15 protein-coding genes are annotated in these 19,513 nt (G+C 38.4%); 14 read left to right on the forward strand and 1 reads right to left on the reverse strand.

All coding sequences use genetic code 11. The features are described 5' to 3' along the window. Positions 1–19 precede the first annotated feature (19 nt). The 8 genes from pssA (at position 20) to Cop2CBH44_RS15655 (ending at position 9,090) form a co-directional block, all read left to right on the forward strand. Positions 20–706 carry a CDP-diacylglycerol--serine O-phosphatidyltransferase gene (pssA, locus tag Cop2CBH44_RS15620; RefSeq protein WP_021930089.1) on the forward strand — a complete coding sequence of 229 codons (687 nt, stop codon included), beginning with the start codon at positions 20–22 and terminating at the stop codon, positions 704–706. 60 nt (positions 707–766) lie between these two features. After that, positions 767–1,024, forward strand: a complete 258-nt coding sequence (locus Cop2CBH44_RS15625; RefSeq protein WP_200755180.1) for a DUF4834 family protein — start codon at positions 767–769, stop codon at positions 1,022–1,024. Between the two features lie 225 nt (positions 1,025–1,249). Then, complete coding sequence (locus Cop2CBH44_RS15630; protein ID WP_200755181.1) at positions 1,250–2,173, forward strand: RluA family pseudouridine synthase; 924 nt, start codon at positions 1,250–1,252, stop codon at positions 2,171–2,173. A gap of 217 nt (positions 2,174–2,390) precedes the next feature. Beyond that, positions 2,391–4,856, forward strand: coding sequence for a phenylalanine--tRNA ligase subunit beta (gene pheT / locus Cop2CBH44_RS15635; protein ID WP_021930086.1), 2,466 nt, complete (start codon positions 2,391–2,393; stop codon positions 4,854–4,856). A 35-nt stretch (positions 4,857–4,891) separates the two neighbouring features. Continuing rightward, a complete protein-coding gene (locus Cop2CBH44_RS15640; protein WP_021930085.1) occupies positions 4,892–5,617 on the forward strand; it encodes a YebC/PmpR family DNA-binding transcriptional regulator in 726 nt (241 codons plus the stop codon). 414 nt (positions 5,618–6,031) lie between these two features. Next, on the forward strand, positions 6,032–7,357 hold the full coding sequence (locus tag Cop2CBH44_RS15645; RefSeq protein ID WP_055099402.1) for a hypothetical protein: 1,326 nt from the start codon (positions 6,032–6,034) through the stop codon (positions 7,355–7,357). A gap of 27 nt (positions 7,358–7,384) precedes the next feature. Beyond that, positions 7,385–7,807 (forward strand): hypothetical protein, encoded by a 423-nt coding sequence (locus tag Cop2CBH44_RS15650; protein WP_021930083.1) that lies wholly within the window; start codon positions 7,385–7,387, stop codon positions 7,805–7,807. 206 nt (positions 7,808–8,013) lie between these two features. Next, positions 8,014–9,090: a hypothetical protein gene (locus Cop2CBH44_RS15655; RefSeq protein WP_021930082.1), complete on the forward strand. Its 1,077-nt coding sequence runs from the start codon at positions 8,014–8,016 to the stop codon at positions 9,088–9,090. A gap of 82 nt (positions 9,091–9,172) precedes the next feature. Here Cop2CBH44_RS15655 and Cop2CBH44_RS15660 read toward each other — a convergent pair whose 3' ends face one another. After that, positions 9,173–10,471, reverse strand: coding sequence for an alpha-L-fucosidase (locus tag Cop2CBH44_RS15660; protein ID WP_200755182.1), 1,299 nt, complete (start codon positions 10,469–10,471; stop codon positions 9,173–9,175). Positions 10,472–10,938: 467 nt separating this feature from the next. Here Cop2CBH44_RS15660 and pckA point away from each other — a divergent pair, with 467 nt between their 5' ends. The 6 genes from pckA (at position 10,939) to Cop2CBH44_RS15690 (ending at position 19,503) form a co-directional block, all read left to right on the forward strand. Beyond that, the gene (gene pckA, locus Cop2CBH44_RS15665; protein ID WP_200755183.1) at positions 10,939–12,537 is read left to right on the forward strand and encodes a phosphoenolpyruvate carboxykinase (ATP); all 1,599 of its coding nucleotides are present in this window, start codon (positions 10,939–10,941) and stop codon (positions 12,535–12,537) included. Positions 12,538–12,892: 355 nt separating this feature from the next. Further along, positions 12,893–13,672, forward strand: a complete 780-nt coding sequence (locus Cop2CBH44_RS15670; RefSeq protein WP_021930078.1) for a peptidylprolyl isomerase — start codon at positions 12,893–12,895, stop codon at positions 13,670–13,672. Further along, positions 13,672–14,904 (forward strand): M16 family metallopeptidase, encoded by a 1,233-nt coding sequence (locus Cop2CBH44_RS15675; RefSeq protein WP_200756004.1) that lies wholly within the window; start codon positions 13,672–13,674, stop codon positions 14,902–14,904. The genes Cop2CBH44_RS15670 and Cop2CBH44_RS15675 overlap by 1 nt, the downstream gene beginning before the upstream one ends. A gap of 174 nt (positions 14,905–15,078) precedes the next feature. Then, complete coding sequence (gene cas6 / locus Cop2CBH44_RS15680; protein WP_044227265.1) at positions 15,079–15,852, forward strand: CRISPR-associated endoribonuclease Cas6; 774 nt, start codon at positions 15,079–15,081, stop codon at positions 15,850–15,852. A gap of 217 nt (positions 15,853–16,069) precedes the next feature. After that, complete coding sequence (locus tag Cop2CBH44_RS15685; protein WP_021930075.1) at positions 16,070–17,890, forward strand: DUF349 domain-containing protein; 1,821 nt, start codon at positions 16,070–16,072, stop codon at positions 17,888–17,890. A 209-nt stretch (positions 17,891–18,099) separates the two neighbouring features. After that, positions 18,100–19,503 carry an undecaprenyl-phosphate glucose phosphotransferase gene (locus Cop2CBH44_RS15690; RefSeq protein ID WP_021930074.1) on the forward strand — a complete coding sequence of 468 codons (1,404 nt, stop codon included), beginning with the start codon at positions 18,100–18,102 and terminating at the stop codon, positions 19,501–19,503. The last annotated feature ends 10 nt before the right edge of the window (positions 19,504–19,513 follow it).

The raw sequence follows: 19,513 nt of genomic DNA on the forward strand, positions 1-19,513 counted from the left end.
GAAAAAGAGAGTAAAAAGGATGAATGTGATTGTAAAAAACATACCCAATTCGGTAACGTGTCTGAATTTATTTTCAGGATGTATTGCATCTGTTGCTGCTTTCAATGCCGAATTTGAGACGGCTGCTGTGTTTATTGCACTTGCTGCAATATTTGATTTTCTGGATGGTATGTTGGCACGTTTGTTGAAGGCTTATTCTCCATTGGGTAAGGAGCTCGACTCACTGGCCGATCTTATAAGTTTCGGTATGGCTCCGGCGTTGTTGGTATTCAGCTATCTTAAGTTGAGTACTTTCTGGGCTACCGGTTTCTTAGCTGATTATTTACCATATACAGCGTTTCTTATAGCTGTGTTTTCGGGGCTGAGGCTGGCAAAATTCAATATCGATACTCGCCAGACGACGTCGTTTATCGGATTGCCTGTACCGGCGAATGCCTTGTTTTGGATAGGAACATGTTTTTATTCTCTCCAGCATAATATCAATCCTTACATTATTATCGTTTTGGTAATTGTTTTTTCAGGATTGTTGGTATCTGAAATCCCAATGTTTTCGTTGAAGTTTAAAAATCTTTCGTTTAAAGATAATTATATCCGGTATCTTTTGATTGCCGGTGCAGTCGTGCTGATAGTCGTTTTCGGGGTGAGCGGGCTCGCAGCTACTATCGGTCTATATCTTATACTCTCGATACTTAGGAAAGGACATTAAACAAAGTTGGTATAGTTTTTGTTTTTAAATAGGTAAGTGTAACTATATATTCCGAATATTATGAGTGTGATATTAACTATAATCTTTTTTATTTTTTTTGTTATTGTCCTGTCTGCTTTAGGGCTATTAGGGGTGATTGCCCGTCTCTTTTTCAGACCGTCGCAGAATAGAGCGAACGGGGCTTCCAAAAAAAGTTATGGGGATGGCGGCCGTCAGTCTTCGACCAAATGGTATACGTATGGCAAAAAGAAGAAAAAAATCTTCGACCAGAACGATGGGGAGTATGTTGATTTTGAAGAGATAAAAGATAATAAGTGATTTTGGGGAAATATGACCGTTTTTTTGCCTTTTGTCTAATTCCAAAGAGGATATGGGAAATATGTAATATTTGAATTTTCGTTCAGTCTTTATAAGTTGTGTTTGGGTTATTGGGTTTTGGCTTTCGTCTATGAGTCTTCCTGTCGTAATTATTTCATTGATAATACGTGGTAGTCGTTTCTTTATGCTTATATTTGTAAGTTTTTTAAATAATCATAATTAAAAATGAGACAACCTCACAAACATAAATCCCGGGCTGAACGGTTCAGGGACTCTATAAAGACTTATCGTGTACAAGCGGATGATACTTTATTGAATTATTTGCTTACCATGTTCAAAGACCAAAGTCGTACCAGTGTAAAGTCTTTGCTGACACATCGTCAGGTCGCTGTAAATAATAGTCCTACTACAAAATACGATGTACCTGTACATATTGGTGATGAAATAAAAATAAATTTTCTGAAAGGTTTTAAGGAGTTCAATCATAGCCGTTTGCGTATTGTCTATGAAGATGAATTCGTGTTGGTTGTCGACAAAGGCTATGGTTTGCTTTCGGTCTCCACAGACCGGGTAAAGACTAAGACGGCTTATCGTATCTTGAGCGATTATGTGAAAGAAACAGACCCCTCGAATCGGTTGTTTGTATTGCATCGCCTTGACCGTGACACGTCTGGACTGATGATGTTTGCTAAAAAACAGGGAATACAGGAAACTATGCAACGGTCATGGAATGAAATGGTACTCGACCGTCGTTATGTGGCTGTAGTTGAGGGGCAACTTGAGAAAGAAGAGGGAGAGGTATCTTCGTATCTTTGTGAAAATTCGGCATTCGAAGTATATTCCACTCCGGATGAGTCGGAAGGTGGACAATATGCCCTTACTCGCTATAAAGTATTGCAGGCGAATAAAAATTTTTCACTTGTGGAATTGAAACTGGCTACCGGCCGTAAAAATCAAATTAGAGTGCATATGAAAGATTTGGGGCATAGCATTATCGGTGACCGGAAATACGGTTCTCGGTGTAATCCTTTGGGACGTTTGGCACTGCATGCCTCCCGATTGCGTTTTGTGCATCCCATAACTCGGCGTGATATGTTTTTTGAGACACCGATTCCTGCTTCGTTCCAACGTTTGGTGAGGGAAAAGTGAAGTTACCCGGTATCGTCTCGAAGAAGAATCAAAATCAGGTGCTCATGCGTATTGTCTGAGATTTTATTTGAGGCGGAATAGGCAGTTTAAAAATAATCTTATTAAATTTGCATTCCTTAAGTGCGTAATCATAAAATACTTGCCGGATTGGGGATTTCTGTTTTCAGACAGGAATTAACCACTACCCGGATGAGCATGAAAAAATAAACATACAAATATGAATATTTCGTATAATTGGCTAAAAGATTATCTGAATCTGACATTAACTCCCGAGGAAGTATCGGCAGCTTTGACATCGATTGGGCTTGAAACAGGTGGCATCGAGGAAGTACAAACGGTAAAAGGCGGTCTTGAAGGATTGGTTATAGGGAAGGTCTTGACGTGTCGTGAACATCCCAATTCGGACCATTTGCATATTACAACGGTCGACTTAGGTAATGGAGAACCGGTGCAAATTGTGTGTGGAGCTCCGAATGTAGCATCCGGACAACATGTTGTTGTCGCTACAGTGGGTACGGTGTTGTATGACGGTGATACAAGTTTTACAATAAAGAAGTCTAAAATACGGGGAGAAGAATCATTCGGAATGATTTGTGCCGAGGATGAAATAGGTATCGGTGAAAGCCATGATGGTATTATCGTATTGCCAGAGACGGCTGTTCCGGGGACGTTGGCAAAGGATTATTATAACATAAAGAGTGATTATGTACTCGAAGTAGATATTACACCGAATCGTGTCGATGCTGCATCGCATTATGGTGTGGCGCGAGATTTGGCTGCATATCTGGTTCGGAATGGATATACTCCTGATTTGAGAAAACCTTTGGTAGATGGATTCAAAATAGATAATCTGTCGGGGGATGCTATAAAGGTCGAGGTACAGAATACGGAAGCATGTCCGAGATATTGTGGTTTGACTATACGTAATGTGAAAATCTCCGAAAGTCCTGAATGGTTGCAACAGCGTTTGCATGCCATAGGTTTACGTCCGATTAATAATGTTGTAGATATTACTAATTACGTATTGCACGAAACCGGACAACCATTGCATTGCTTTGACTTGAATAAAATCAAGGGAGGCAAAGTCATTGTAAAAACATTGCCTGAGGGAACGAAATTTGTAACTCTTGATGAAACGGAGCGTACGCTTTCGGATAGGGACCTGATGATATGTAATGAGAGCGAGGGTATGTGTATTGCCGGAGTATTTGGCGGTCTTGATTCGGGTGTGACCGACAAGACGACTGATATATTCCTCGAATCGGCCTATTTCAATCCGACATGGGTGCGTAAGACAGCACGTCGCCATGGACTCAATACAGACTCGTCATTCCGTTATGAGCGTGGAGCCGATCCTAATAATCTTGTATATGTACTCAAACGGGCTGCATTGTTGGTAAAAGAGCTGGCCGGTGGAGAAATTACGGGCAATATAGTTGATATTTATCCTCAGAAAATAGAAAATTTCAAGGTAGAGCTTGCTTATGAGCGTATAAATAGTTTGGTAGGTAAAGTGATACCGGCCGATATAGTAAAAAGCATCTTAGAGAGCCTTGAAATAGAAATTTTGGATGAAAGAGATGGTTGCCTTTCGTTGAGCGTTCCTACTTATCGGGTAGATGTGCAGCGTGATGTTGACGTGATAGAGGACATTTTACGGATTTACGGATATAATAATGTTGAATTTACTGATAATGTCCATTCGAATCTTTCGTATAAAACTTCTACGGATACCAGCCATCAGTTGCAAAATTTGGTAGCTGAGCAGCTTACCGGTTGTGGGTTCAATGAGATTATGAATAATTCGCTTACACGTTCGGCATATTATGCATCGCTTGAGACATATCCAGAGTCTCATTGTGTAAGACTTTTGAATCCATTGAGTAACGACTTGAATGTATTACGACAGACTCTACTTTTCGGAGGGCTTGAGAGTGTTGCCTATAATGTGAATCGTCGTCGCCCCGATTTGAAGTTCTATGAATTCGGAAATTGTTATTATTTCAATCCTGCAGCCAGTGTGGAAAAAGGTGTATTGGCTCCTTATTCAGAAACACAGCATCTGGGATTGTGGGTTACCGGGAATCGAGTATCGGGTAGTTGGGCACACCCTGACGAAAAATCGAGTGTGTATGAATTGAAGGCTTATGTCGAAAATATATTTATCCGTTTAGGCATAAATTTCGGCAGATTGCAATATACTCAAGTGTCTACAGACTTGTTTTCGGCAGCCTTGAATATTGCTACTCGTGATGGTAAACAAATAGCCGTAATAGGTATTGTAGCGAAAAAGGTATTGAAAGGTTTTGATATAGATAATGATGTTTTCTATGCAGAACTCAATTGGACATTGTTGATGAAAGAAGCGGCTCATAATAAGGTATTATATACAGATATACCTAAATTCCAGCCCGTGAAACGAGATTTAGCATTATTGGTAGATGCATCTGTACCATTTGTAGAGATTGAGAAAGTGGCTTATGAAACGGAACGGAAACTCTTGAAAGAAGTATATCTTTTCGATGTCTATGAAGGTAAAAATTTGGAAGCGGGTAAGAAGTCGTATGCCGTGACATTTATATTGCAAGATGAGAATAAAACTTTGAATGATAAGCAAATAGACTCTATTATGAGTCGTATTATCAATAATTTGCAACAGAAGCTTAATGCAAAACTCAGATAATTAATTTATAACAAAATAGAAATAAGAATATAACAATGGGAAGAGCGTTTGAATATCGTAAAGCCAGAAAGTTGAAGCGCTGGGGAAATATGGCGCGTACATTTACAAAATTAGGAAAAGAAATTTCGATTGCCGTAAAGGCCAGTGGCCCCGATCCCGATGCTAATCCGCGTCTGCGTGTTCTTATGCAAAATGCCAAGGCGGCTAATATGCCTAAAGAAAATGTAGAACGGGCTATAAAAAAGGCTACTTCAAAAGATGAGGGAGATTATAAGGAAATTGTTTATGAGGGATATGGGCCTTTCGGTATAGCTATCGTTGTCGAGACTGCTACTGATAATCCTACCCGTACAGTAGCAAATGTGCGCAGTTATTTCAATAAATTCGGAGGTTCACTGGGAACCAGTGGAAGTTTATCATTCCTTTTTGACCATAAAAGTGTGTTCAAGATTAAAGCAAAAGAGGGTGTTTCTCTGGAAGATCTTGAACTGGAACTTATAGACTATGGAGTAGATGAACTTGAGGCTGATGGAGAGGAAATTGTATTGTACGGTGAGTTTGAATCGTTCAGTAATATACAAAAGTATCTTGAGGAAAATGGCTTTGAGATAGAAAGTGCTGAGTTTGAACGTATTCCGAACGATACAAAAGATGTGACAGAAGAACAGCGTGCTTCCATCGAAAAGTTGCTTGAGAAGTTTGAAGATGATGAGGATGTTCAGAATGTTTTCCATAATATGAAAGAGGCAGAAGAGGAATAATGTTTCTTGGTAATATTTTCTGAATAACATAGATAGAAACAAATTTTATTTTTGTTATTGTTTTCGGCTCGGCAGGTTTCGGACAGATAATGTCCAAAACCTGTCGAGCCATTTATTTCTGTATGGAGGAGCAATTTGAAGTGAGTATTTTTGAAGAGAAAATGAGATTTTATATAGTTTAAATATAGTAGAAAGGCAATTAGTAACAAAATTTATCGGAAAAATATGTTTCTTTGTATAAAATTTGTTGGAGTTATTAGTTACCAGAAAAAACTTAACATATATTATATTTTGATATTCTTTAGCGATAGATAGTGTGGTGAAAATTTGAAATAAGTTGTCGAATCTTAATCTTGCCATATAGGGTGTGTTGTAGTAAATGGTAACTCGGAGTATAGTTAAAAAAAATTGAATATGGACAAAAGTTTATTGGTCAAATTGCTACTGATAACGTTTACTGCATCGTTCTTTGTGCCGGAAGTGGCAGCCAGAAAGAAGAAGGAAAAGGAAGAGGCTGTGTCTGTAATATTGTATCTGAATAAAGTTGCAAATGCGAATGATAATTCGAAAGGGATGGTCATAAAGGGGTATTTAAGGTCGGCAATAGTGAATGATCCGACCTTTTTTGAAGTAAGTGAGACCCCGAATGGAGAAAGGATTAGGTATATCAGCGAAGATATTGATTCGTTGGTCGTTATGGATAGCCTTAAATATGTGAAGCGCAAGTGCAAGGGAATGGGGTTTATGGCCGGAGGTCCGAAAATCCGTTGGGTCAGGGCAGAGTATGAAGGACGGGGTATTGATGTCTATTCTGCATTTTTTATCACTCAAGAGCGTGTAAATAATATAACGACGGTTCGACAGAGCATAAGTTATTTTTTCAGTATAGATAAGGATATTGCTATTTGGGTATCCAGTGAATATGTTTCCGGCCCTTATGTTCTCGGTGCGCAGGGAGCAAATAGAAAGCAAATGGCATATTATTTTAGTAAAATTTATGATTATCAGGAATTTGCGACACGTATAAAAGCAAAAGAGCTTACGGGAATGATGACAATTGTAAAAGCTTGGGATACAGAGTATGGGAGTGTGCCGGTGAAAAGAATTTCCGGAAAAATGAAAGTAGACCAACAGGGAGTACAGGAGACTATTACAGTTGTCAGTGGTGCTAAGTCGTCATCTTGGAAGAGAATGAAAAATGAGGTTGTATTTCCTCAGTATATGAGAACTATACAACTGGGGGTGTCTCCGGCTATTGCCCCTTGGTCACGAAATATCAAACATGATGGTACGGGTTATAAGATGTATATTCCACCGATAAGTATTTATACCGATATCTGTTTTATGGATTTTAGTAAGTTGGGAAGCATCGGTTATCTGTTTGGAGCTACTTATAGCAAGTATGGGTATAATTGGCAATGGGATAATGGTTATGGTCTTAAGACAAAGGAAACATCCAGTAACAGGTTTGATATTTGTGCAGGGTTGAGTTGGCATCTGACACTTTGTCGGAATTTTGAAGCTTATGCCCGTGTAATGATTGATTTGGGAGTTACCGGCAATCGGACGACAGATCAGGAAAGTGGGGAAAAGATGATTTCAGAGAGTAAGATGAATACGAATGTCGGAGTTATTGCCACGGCTGGTTTGCGTTATTACTTTTGTAGGAGTGTCGGAGTTTATGTTGAGGGTGGCCGGGATATCGGTTATGCTTCTGCAGGTCTTTCATTTCGTTTCTAACCAAATATATATAAAAAATAATAAATTATGAAAAAGTTAATTACAGCAATCTTTTGTATTGCAATGTTTTCATTTGTATCGGTCGGTTGTTCTAAGGACGATGATGATAAAGATGGAAAGGATGGTATTGAAATTACAACTGGGATGACTTGGGAAAAATTGGTCGGAGAACATCCTTTTATGGGTAATTTCCCCAAGTATGATGGAGATATCGAATTCCATCAGTATAACGAGACTTTTGGCATGGAAAGCGTTGGATTTTTTGATTATAAGTGTGATGCATCCATGGCTACGGGATATTATTCTAAATTGGCTGCAGCGGGATTTACAGTGAATCCGAATGCTGAAGGTATGTATACAAAGACAATAGATGGTTATGAGCTTACTTTTACCGGTAGTCATGCTGCGGGTAATTTCGGGATGGTATTTGCTTGTAATCCGATTGATTAATAAGATTTTATTTATGATTGTCAGATTCTAAAGGGATAGTTTTACTATACTGACTCGATTCGTATAAGAAAGAAAATGTGTTACAAAGGTTGTTTTGACAGGTTTTTGTGATGCATTTTCTTTTTTGTTTTTTATTATTGTAACTTTAAGGACTGAAAAGAGTTATTTGCATAAATATAGCTTTTTGTGTTAACTAAATCATAAAAATGGTGTTGAATAAGAAATATGGATTTTGGATATTAGTAGTATTACCGATGTTGTATTACAGTTGTTCAAGAAAAGACGACAGAGGTAATATAGAGCTATACTGGAATAACGAGTTGATTTTACCCCCTAGCTCGGGGATGTTTCCCAACAAGGGTCTGGCCGGAGCTTACTGTGGCCTTGTCGGTAACCGATTGGTTATAGCAGGTGGGGCCAATTTCCCAGAACAATACCCATGGGATGGTGGGCATAAAGTCTGGTGGAGTACCCTTTACAGCTATGACAAGGTAACGGGACGATGGGAAGTCTACGAAGACTTTTTAGAAAAGCCCTTGGCTTACGGTCTTTCCCTTCAGGTAAAAGATGGAGTACTTTGCATCGGAGGAAACAATGCCGACAGTTGTTATAAAGACGTATTCCTAATCACAGAGCGAGGAGGCAAGTTAAAGATAAACAAAGACTATTATCCCTCGTTGCCGGTTCCATTATCGAATTTATCTGGGGGGCAGATAAAAGGGAAAATCTATTTGACAGGTGGACAGGAAAGTATGAGCCCAGAACAATCTAGCCATCACTTTTTTGTAATGGACATGTCCCGTCCATCCGACGGTTGGAAAGCTTTACCGAGCTGGCCGGGGCCCACACTCGCCTATAGTGTTTGCGTACCACATGACGAAAAGCTCTATCTATTCGGTGGTCGCAGTTTCGGTGAAGGCAAAGGTTTGGAAGTGCATACTGAGGGATATTGTTATGACCCGGAGACTCAAAATTGGAGTGTATTGGAGGGCACTTTTCCGGTGATGGCCGGCAATGGGATTTCGTATAAAGAAGATAATATCTTGTTTTATGGCGGAGTGGAAAGTATCATACCCGGAAGTGTTTCACATCCGGGATTTTCCCGAAAAGTTCTGAAGTATGATTTGCGAAAAAATACGATAGAAGAGATAGGAGAGAGTCCTTATCCGATAGGAGTGACAACAAGTATGGTCTCGGATGGAGATGTGCAGTATATCGTCAGTGGAGAGGTAAAACCGGGCATACGTACTCCGCATATTTTACGGGTAGTCATTATGAAGTAAGACTTGATGATAACCGGATAAATATTTCTTTACTGTATTTTCTCGAATAAAAATTTTTATCCGGTTATTTAATAAATTAGGCTTACCGTTGCAATTCTACGATATAATCTACTCCGGTGGGAACTTCCGGTAATTGTAAAAATAATCCTTGCTTGTTTTGTGAAAATGAAATATTTTCTTTGTTTTTGAATAAACAAGCTTTTTTTATTTTTATATCTGTTATCGGTAAGAAAAGACCTTTATCTTTCCAGTCGAGTATATGTACGTATATTTTGTTATCTTTTTGTGTAGTGACACCCCAATCTCTTGGCGGTACGACTCCTCCACGGGTACCGTAGATTGTTTCCCCATTTTTTTCCAGCCATTTACCTATATTTTTTAGTCTTTCTATCGAGGTGTCCGGTATGCAGCCGTCAGGTTGTGGCCCTATGTTTAGGAGTAGATTGGCATCTTTTCCGGCAGCTTTTACTAAAAGGCGGATGAGAGCCTCTGTAGACTTGTAGTTGTTGTCGGTGATTTTATATCCCCAAGATGTATTCATGGTTTCGCAGGTTTCGAGAGGTAGATGTCCGATAGCTTGCCCTGAGAGACCGAAGGTATTTTCTCCTGGCAGGTCTCTCTCAAAAATTTGGATATCTTCTCCGGGGTAGGGAAGTTGATGGTGATTATTTCCAATGAGACATGCGGGCTGGAGTTTATGTATCATTTCATATTGTTGGGGCAGGTGCCAATCAAAACCGCTTTTTTGGTCTTGATCCCACCAACCGTCAAACCAGATGGCTCTGACTGGTCCGTAATGTGTTAGTAATTCGGTCAATTGGTTATTCATGAAACGATAGTAGCTGTCCCAGTTCTCCTGTAATTTGCGTCCTGTATTCCTCCCAGTCCTTCCTAATGGATAATCGTCTCGTCCCCAATCGAGGTGGGAATAATAGAAATGTACTTTAATATTTTGTTTGTGGCATTCGTCCGTCAACTCTTTTACAATATCCCGATTGAATGGGGTAGATTTCACTATATTGTAGTTACTATATTGGCTATCGAACATTGAAAACCCGTCGTGATGACGTGTAGTGAAGCATATATATTTTGCTCCCGAGGCTTTGATGGCTGCACCCCACTCGGCAGCGTTGAATTTTGAAGGACAAAATCCTCCTGCAAGTTTGGCATATTCTTTATGTTTAAGATTCCATGTATGCAGAACCCATTCTCCGTCACCCAGCATACTGTATATACCATAGTGAATAAAGATTCCAAACTTGTCATCTTGAAATTCTTTTCTGGTTTTCAGATTTTCTTGAGTTGGTTCGTAGGCTTGCTGTGCTATGACTGATGTAAATAGCAGTGAAGCCGTAAGTAGACTTAATACTTTATTTTTCATGATTTAAGTTTTATAAAAATATTTTTTTTGATAGCTGACCCCGAAACAATAAGACAATTTTTAGAATTTGTATGATTATATGAAAAATCGTTTTTTGTTTTTCCTAACCGGATTGAAAATAACGTCCTAAAAATACATTATTTGTAGCTTAATTACTAATTTGTTTATATCATTTTCTATATTAAATGTTTTAAAACTTGCTTGAATTTTCCAATATAAGGTAGATTCAAGTTTGGTCTACTTTGCATTTTCTTGGGGGGTATTTGTTTTCATTTGTCAAATAGCCTGTTATTATCCTTATAAAAACATGAAAACTTCTTCAAAATAAATTTTGAAATCGGCTTGGATGATATTTAAACAGATTCTTGGATGTTGCTTTTTAGTTTTATTACCATTGATGTGATAAACAAATGTATCTGCCGAGTGTTTTAAGATGGTATGGTAAAATGTATAATTAATATTTCAATATGGTACAGATAGATTTAGGCCGTTATGGCATTCGTGGGGTGAAGGAGATTGTTTATAATCCGTCGTATGATGATTTGTTCAAATATGAGATAGACCCGTCTTTGAGTGGTTTTGATGAGGCAGTGGTTACCAATACGGGTGCAGTGGCAGTGAAAACCGGGAAGTTTACGGGGCGCTCTCCTAAAGATAAGTATATTGTTAAGGACGCAAAGACTGAAAGTACAGTGTGGTGGGACGGCAAGGTTAATCGTGCCATGACTACTGAAGTATGGAATGATTTGAAAGAGTTGGTTATAAATGAACTTTCTAATAAAGACCGATTGTATGTAGTCGATGCATTTTGTGGTGCGAATAAGGATACGAGATTGAAAGTTCGTTTTATTATGGAAGTGGCTTGGCAAGCTCACTTTGTGAAGAATATGTTTATTCGTCCTACAGATGAAGAATTAAAAAATTTTGGGGAGCCTGATTTTGTGGTAATGAATGGTTCGAAAGTTACTAATCCTAAGTGGAAAGAGCAGGGGCTGAATTCTGAGGTGTTTGTGGTATTCAATCTGACTGAAAGGATGCAGATTATCGGTGGAACTTGGTATGGTGGTGAGATGAAAAAAGGGATGTTCAGCATGATGAACTATTATCTGCCGTTGAAAGGTATTGCATCGATGCATTGTTCTGCCAATGTAGGTATTAATGGGGATGTTGCACTGTTTTTCGGATTGTCGGGAACGGGGAAGACAACTTTGTCGACAGACCCTAAACGGCTTTTAATTGGTGATGACGAGCATGGTTGGGATGATAATGGTGTATTTAATTTTGAAGGAGGATGCTATGCCAAAGTTATCAATTTGAGTAAAGAAAATGAACCTGAAATATGGGATGCCATACGCCGTGATGCTTTATTGGAGAATGTTGTGGTACGTAAGGACGGAAGTATAGATTTTGCTGATGCTTCGATTACGGAGAATACACGGGTGAGTTATCCCATTTATCATATCGATAATATTGTAGAACCGTCTCGTGCCGGGCATGCTTCAAAAGTTATATATTTGTCGGCAGATGCTTACGGAGTGTTGCCTCCTGTGGCTATTTTGGATGAGAGGCAGGCTCAGTATCATTTTATTAGTGGCTATACGTCTAAACTGGCTGGGACTGAACGAGGTATTACGGAACCTGTTCCTTCATTTTCTCCGGCCTTTGGCGAAGCATTTCTTACAGTACATCCGATGATGTATGCTGCAGTATTGGCCCGGAAAATGAGAGATCATCACTGTAAAGCATATTTGGTGAATACGGGCTGGAACGGAACGGGAAAACGTATATCTATTAAAACAACTCGGGCTATTATCGATGCGATTTTGTCAGGTGATATAGATAAGACTCCGACACATTATCTGCCTGTACTCAACTTGACTATACCTGTCGAGTTGCCGGGAGTAGATAAAAATATATTGGACCCGAGAAATACATATAAAGATGTTGCGGAATGGGAAAAGAAGGCAAAAGAGCTTGCTTCAAAGTATGCAGATAACTTTAAACAATATGCTACGAGTCCCGAATCGGAAGCTTTAATTGTAGTGGGACCTGATAAGGATAAGTGATGATTCAATATATTTGTGTGAAAAAAGGTTGCATTTTGTTATTATGCAGCCTTTTTGCTTTTGTTCAGCGATAAATAATTATCTTTAAACCAAAATATTGTAAACAGAGTAATTAGGTAGTTAATAAAGGGTAATAATGTATATATGCAGTCAGTCTTTTGTTGTAAGGACGGGTATTGTTATTTTCATAAGACCGATATTTAGGTTTTGAGATGGATATGAGGGAAAATAAGCTATTTGCGGGCTCTATTTTCATTTATGATTTATTATCTTTGCACATATAATTATTGTTTGAATATTTGAATAAATGATAAAATCATATTATACTGTTTTTTTTATTATACTGATATTTTTTATGACAAGTTGTACAGCTCAAAATAAAGAGAAAGATACGTATGTCGTTATAGAGACGCGATTTGGTGATATAACACTTAAATTATACGATGATACACCCCGTCATAGGGACAATTTTTTGAAACTGGTAAAAGAGGGGACTTATAATGGTACATTGTTTCATAGGGTTATAGAAAATTTTATGATACAGGGTGGAGATCCGACATCAAAAAATGCTCCGGCTGGGAAGCAACTGGGTACTGGAGATATGGGATATACGATACCGGCAGAGATTGTATATCCGGCACATTTTCATAAAAAAGGAGCTTTGGCTGCTGCTCGTACTGGGGATGAGGTAAACCCGCAGAAGGAGTCGTCCGGTTCTCAGTTTTATATTGTAACGGGTACGGTTATTTCTTCGGGTCAGATTGCATCTTTGGAGAATCGTATGACGAAACAAAAGGAGCAAAAAATATTCGAACGTTTGGTGGGAGAGCATCGGGCGGAAGTAATGCAGTTGCGTAAAAATCGGGATAAAGAGGGATTGTACGAGTTACAGGAAAAATTGATAGCTCAGACCCAGTTGGAGATGAAGGAAAGCGGACCAGTACAGTTGACGGCGGAACAGCGTGAAGCTTATACAACGATAGGAGGTGCGCCTCATCTCGATGGGGAATATACGGTCTTTGGGGAGGTTGTTGATGGTCTTGATGTGATAGACAGAATACAAAAGGTCTCGACCGATAGGTCGGACAGGCCCAAAGATGATATTAAAATGACATTGAAAATTGTAGAGAAGTGATTGAGGTAAGTCGATATTTATTGCCGAATGGATTGAAGATGCTGCATCATTTTGATAATAGTACGCAAATGGTGGCTTTAAATATCATATATGATGTCGGCTCAAAAGATGAGGAGCCTTCACAAACCGGATTTGCCCATTTGTTCGAGCATTTGATGTTTGGAGGGTCGGTCAATATTCCGGATTTTGACACTCCTTTGCAGAAAGCCGGAGGGGAAAACAATGCTTGGACAAGTAACGATATTACTAATTATTATAGTGTAGTTCCCCGGCAAAATGTGGAAACTGCATTTTGGCTGGAGTCGGATAGAATGTTGGAGCTTAATTTTTCTGAAAAGAGCTTGTCCGTACAAAAGCAAGTTGTTTGTGAAGAATTTAAACAGAGAAATTTGAATCAACCTTATGGCGATACTTATATGCTTTTACGCCCTATGGCATATAAAGTGCATCCGTATCGTTGGCCTACCATAGGAAAAGAAATCAGCCATATAGAAAATGCCACGTTAGAAGACGTTAAGACGTTTTTTTATAAGCATTATGCTCCTAATAACGCAATATTGTCTATTGCGGGGAATATTTCATTTGAAGATGCAGTCCGATTGACAGAAAAGTGGTTTGGATCTATTCCTAAAAGGAATATTGCTGCCCGAAATTTGCCGGAGGAGCCGGAACAAAAGGAATCCCGGTTTCTGGAGGTTTACAGGTCTGTCCCATTAGATGCCATAACAAAGGCTTGGCATATGTGCCGTCGTACTGATAAGGAATATCATTCGTATGATTTGTTATCTGATATTTTGTCTAATGGTCGGTCGTCACGATTGTATCGGCATCTGGTAATGGAGAGGAAGATGTTTTCGGATATCGATGCGAGTATAACGGGAGATATCGATGCCGGTCTTTTTGTGGTGACAGGTCGACTGAATAAAGGTATAACCATGGAAGATGCTGATGAAGCCATAAAAAGAGAAGTATCGGCTTTGATGGAAGAAACTATAGAAAAGCAAGAACTGGAAAAGGTCGTTAATAAGTTTGAGTCGAATCATTTGTTTTCAAATATAAACTATTTGAACAAAGCGACAAATCTGGCTTATCATGAGTTGATAGGCCAGGCGGAAGATATTAACGAAGAGGTAAAAAAATATTGGGATATTACACCTCAGGATCTGTGTCGGGTAGCCCGAAAGGTATTTAGAGAGGAGAATAGCTCTACTTTGTATTACCGGGCACAGTAAGTTTATTATGGATAAATCTGAAAAACACATTCCGTTTTTTTGAGAGTTTATAGTTGTGTAGTAAGTTGGTGGTGTAAATAGAATTGATATATGCTTTAAGTGTGAGTTTAGTCTATATATTAAAAGTGTAGAGTAGTTAAATAGAGTTGAGTTTTATTGCAAATATGTGCGGATATGCGATTTAAATTAATACTATCGGTAAAACCGGAGAGTTTTGGAAATGTGCTGCCAGTGAGTTATCAGTACGAATTATCGTCTTGTATACACCGAAAATTGACCGATAATATGGGGTTATATGTTGAGTGGTTGCAGCAAAATGGATTTATATCGGATTTGAGTTCAAGGTACAGGCTTTTTTCTATTTCTAATTTTTATATTCCTCGCATTAAGGTCGAGGTAGACAGGCTTTGTATTTTGGCTCGTAGGGTGCAGCTGTGGATATCTTTTCTTCCTGTCCGAGGAACAAGGGAACTGGTAGAGCAGATATTTTTAGGACAAGATTTGTTGATAGGTGACCGGCATTCTAAGGTTGAGTTTGTTGTAGATGAAATAATGGAGATAGAGGATCCCGATTATAAGCAAACAATGGATTATCTGTCGTTGTCTCCTATTGTTTTTGCAAACGTCCGTCCTAATAGAAGTATAGAATATATAGGGCCTGATTCTCCGGAATATCAGGATATATTGCTCGATACTATTCTTGAAAAATACGAATATTTCTATCGGAAGGAGTTCCCGCATAATTTGCAATTTGGTTTTGAACTGATAACACCACCCAAGCGGAAAGGCATTTTTATTAAACGATTTACACCAGACGAGACAAAAATTATTGGTTATATGTATAAATTTCGTTTGACGTTGCATCCAACATTGCATCGGCTTATTTATAATACCGGACTGGGTGAAAAAATCAATTTGGGTTTTGGCTGTGTAGAGGTATTGAAATAAATTTTTTAGTATATATTATAGAATACTTTTTTAATTTGCTGAAAAACTTATTTGCAATCTATTCTGTGTGAATATATAACGGAGTAGAAAATGTATTTGTTAATAAGATTTTTATTTTTTCAATAAAAAAGTAGGTAATTTTATATGAATTGCCAAAATATTTTTTTTATTTTGTCTCTAAAATTAAAGTGAATAGCTTTTTTTAAAAGAAAAAAATATGATGGATTCCCAAGAAAATCTTCCTGCTACCGAAAATCTGGAGCCCGAAGTACCGGTAACTGCTCCGGAACAGTCTGTTGCGGGAGAGACTTCCGATGTTAAGCCTGAAGTGAAATTGACGCGACAGGAAATTGTAGATCAGATAAAATCGCTGGTTCAAAGGCCTGTTGATGAAGTAAAAGATGAAATAGATTCTCTTAAACAGAGTTATTATAAATTGCGTAAGGCGGAAATTGAAGCTGCCCGTAAGCAATTTGAAGAAAACAAGGATGTTGAAGATGAAGTATTCACTCCGGAGGCGGATGAATTGGAAGAAATACTAAAATCTTTATTGAATACATTTAAAGAAAAAAAGGCTGCTTTTGCTGAGGAACAGGAGCGGATAAAAGAAGTTAATTTAGTACGTAAAAAAGAAATCCTGGATGAGATAAAGGCTCTTACTGAGGATTCGGACAATATAAATAAGCGTTATAATGATTTTCAGCAGTTGCAACAGTCGTTTAAGGAGATAACGAATATCCCGGCTTCTGCGGTCAATGATTTGTGGAAAAGTTATCAATTGTATGTTGAGCGTTTTTACGATTTGTTGAAAATCAATAAAGAGCTGAGAGATTACGATTTTAAGAAAAATTTGGATCAGAAGATTGCTTTATGTGAAGCTGCGGAAGCTTTATCTGAGAATGAGGATATTATCGGAGCTTTCAAATCGTTGCAAGCATTACATGAAGAGTGGAAAGGAATCGGTCCAGTGGCCAAAGAACTCAGGGATGAGTTGTGGAATCGTTTTAAGGCTGCCTCAAGTGTAATAAATAAACGTCATCAACAACATTTTGAGTCATTGAAAGAAGGCGAGCAGAAAAATGAAGAGGCGAAGACCGCATTATGTGTTGAAATCGAATCTATCAATACCGATGACTTGAAGTCATTCAATGCATGGGATGAAAAAACGAAAGAAATTATTGCTTTGCAGGAGCAGTGGAAAACGATAGGTTTTGCTTCCCGCAAAGTAAATAATCAGTTATTTGAACGTTTTCGTAAAAGCTGTGATGAATTCTTCAGAAAGAAAGCCGAGTATTTTAAGGCTGTAAAGGATGAAATGGCCCGGAATCTGGAAAAGAAAAAGGCTCTTTGTGAAAAAGCCGAGGCCTTGAAGGAGAGTACGGAATGGAAATCTACGACTGATACGCTTATTGCGATACAGAAAGAGTGGAAGACTATAGGGCCGGTAGCCAAAAAATATTCTGATGCAGTTTGGAAACGGTTTATTTCGGCTTGTGACTATTTCTTTGAGCAGAAAGCAAAGCAGACTTCGTCTCAAAGACAGGTGGAATTGGAGAATCTCAACCAGAAAAAAGAGATAATTGCAAAATTGAATGCCATCGATGAGAATATGGAAACTGCAGAGGCGACGGCTCGAGTTCGGGAACTGATGGCAGAATGGAATAAAATAGGTTTTGTTCCTTTTAAGGAGAAGGATAAAATATATAAGGAATATCAATCCGTGTTGGATAAGCATTTTACTCGGTTGAATATGCAGGAGAATAGGAACCGATTAATGTCTTATACTTCTACCGTGCAGCAGTTGGCTTCTTCGGATCAGGCTCAGAATAAGCTTTATCGAGAACGGGAAAAACTGGTGCATAATTATGAACGTTTGAAGGCTGAATTGCACACCTATGAAAATAACATGGGCTTTTTGAATATCTCATCGAAAAGCGGTAACAGCATGCTCAAGGAAATGGAGCGTAAAATGCAGCAATTGAAAGATCAGATGCAGTTGATTATTCAGAAAATCGAATTGATCGACGAGAATTTGTAAAAAATATAATTGAGTAACGGCAACTTAGACATCTTTATCAAGATGCTTTAAGTTGTCGTTGCTTTAAGCATTGAAGTTTCCATCGAGGAGTTTAAACAATCGGATTGTTCTTTATTCGGAAGAAAAAGAACAAGAAAATTTATAGTCACTTTATTCGTTATTAGACTACGGGTTTACTGAAGTCTTGTATTTTTTAATGAACCGGATTTATGCTAATGATAAGAAACAATAATGGTGGCGGGTATGGATATTTGATACGGATATTGATTACGGTAATCGATTTCTTGTGTATCAATATGGCTTTTTTTCTGATATGGTTTATATTTCCAGATAGTTCGCAAGATTTTTGTTCCAAAATTATTTGGCTGTTATTAAACATATCTTATTTGCCAGTAGCTTATATTTTTAGTAACATCCATAATAATCGGATGATACATATCGACTGGGTACTTGTAGTTGCTTTGAGATCTGTGGCCGTTTATTTTGTGATATTTTTGTCTTTGCTCACCTTCTTAAAGGTGGGAGATGATATTCTTCCTATAACTCTGTTGCGTTATTTTGGCCTGTTTTTTGCTCTTTTGTGTCTTTGGTGGATTATAAGCCGTAAGTTCTTGAAATATTATCGAAGAAAAGGTTACAATTTTAGACGTGTAGTTATTGTGGGTGCCGGCCGGACCGGAATAATGCTTTATAATGCATTGAAAAGTGACGAGGGATATGGTTATCGTTTCCTTGGATTTTTTGATGATAATGAGAAGTTGAAGAGGTCTATACCTTCTTATTTGGGTACGGTAAGTGAGGTAGAGAAATTTGTTCTGGAAAATGATGTTGACGAATTATACTGTGCGCTGCCAGGGTCTCAAGATGAAAAAATTTTGCGATTGATGAAATTTTCGGAGCAGAATATGGTACGTTTTTATATCGTACCGGAGATAAACCGATATGTATTTAAACGTATGCATTATCAGATGTTAGGAGGAGTTCCGGTATTGTCTATCAGGGAAGAGTCACTAGAGCATCCTATTTTACGGTTATTGAAACGCTTCTTTGATTTATTGTTTTCGTCGGTAATGTTGGTATTGTTTCCTTTATGGCTTTTGCCTATAAGCCTGGCTGTGAAGGTGTCGTCTCCCGGTCCTGTATTTTTCAAGCAGAAACGTACCGGCTTTAAAGGGAAGGAATTTACTTGTTATAAATTTCGGACTATGAAGGTAAATAAAGAATCGGATTCGGTACAGGCAACGAAAGGGGATTCGCGAGTGACAAAACTTGGGCGTTTCCTGAGGAGAACGAGTCTGGACGAGCTACCTCAGTTTATCAATGTATTTTTGGGAGACATGTCGGTTGTAGGTCCCAGACCTCACATGATAAAGCATACAGAGGATTATTCTAAAATGATAGACCGTTATATGGTTCGCCACATGGTGAAGCCTGGCTTGACAGGTTGGGCTCAGGTGAATGGTTATCGTGGAGAAACAAAAGAGTTGTGGCAGATGGAAAAACGGGTGGAGTATGACGTTTGGTATATTGAAAATTGGAACTTCTGGTTAGATATAAAGATTATCTTTCTTACAGTATTTAATGCTATTAAAGGGGAAAAGAATGCCTTCTGATAAGGCCGAA

The organism is Coprobacter secundus subsp. similis (assembly GCF_015097275.1).
GTDB lineage: Bacteria > Bacteroidota > Bacteroidia > Bacteroidales > Coprobacteraceae > Coprobacter > Coprobacter secundus.